This is a genomic window from Pyxidicoccus trucidator, assembly GCF_010894435.1.
Classification (GTDB): Bacteria; Myxococcota; Myxococcia; order Myxococcales; family Myxococcaceae; genus Myxococcus; species Myxococcus trucidator.
The window spans coordinates 1-635 of sequence record NZ_JAAIXZ010000080.1; the positions used below are offsets into that span (position 1 = coordinate 1).

The 635-nt window shown below is 65.5% G+C and carries 1 protein-coding gene; it reads right to left on the reverse strand.

All coding sequences use genetic code 11. From position 1 onward, the window contains the following. Positions 1-635, reverse strand: a 635-nt coding sequence (locus tag G4D85_RS48500) for a GTP-binding protein (RefSeq protein ID WP_164021937.1), incomplete at both ends; no start/stop codon positions are given.

Below are 635 nucleotides of genomic sequence, written 5' to 3' on the forward strand. Positions count from 1 at the left end.
ACGTCTTCCACCGGCATCAGGAAGGGCTTGTCGGTGGCGCGCACCGGGGTGGGGATGTAGCTGTCCACCGCCTCCATCAGCTTCAGGATGGACGGCTCGCCGATGTCGCTGGTGTCACCCTCCAGCGCCTTGAGCGCGGAGCCGGGAACGATGGGGATGGAGTCGCCGGGGAACTCGTACTTCTTGAGCAGATCCCGGACTTCCATCTCCACGAGCTCACGCAGCTCGGGGTCGTCCAGCATGTCCACCTTGTTCAGGAAGACGACGATGTAGGGGACGCCGACCTGGCGCGCCAGCAGGATGTGCTCGCGCGTCTGGGGCATCGGGCCGTCGGCCGCGGAGACCACCAGGATGGCGCCGTCCATCTGCGCCGCACCGGTGATCATGTTCTTGACGTAGTCGGCGTGGCCCGGGCAGTCGACGTGGGCGTAGTGCCGGTTCTTCGTCTGGTACTCCACGTGCGCGGTGGAGATGGTGATACCGCGCTCACGCTCTTCCGGCGCCTTGTCAATCTGGTCGTACGCCATGAACGTGGCGCCGCCCGTCTTCGCCAGCACCTTGGTGATGGCGGCCGTCAGCGACGTCTTGCCGTGGTCCACGTGTCCGATCGTGCCGATGTTCACGTGGGGCTTGTT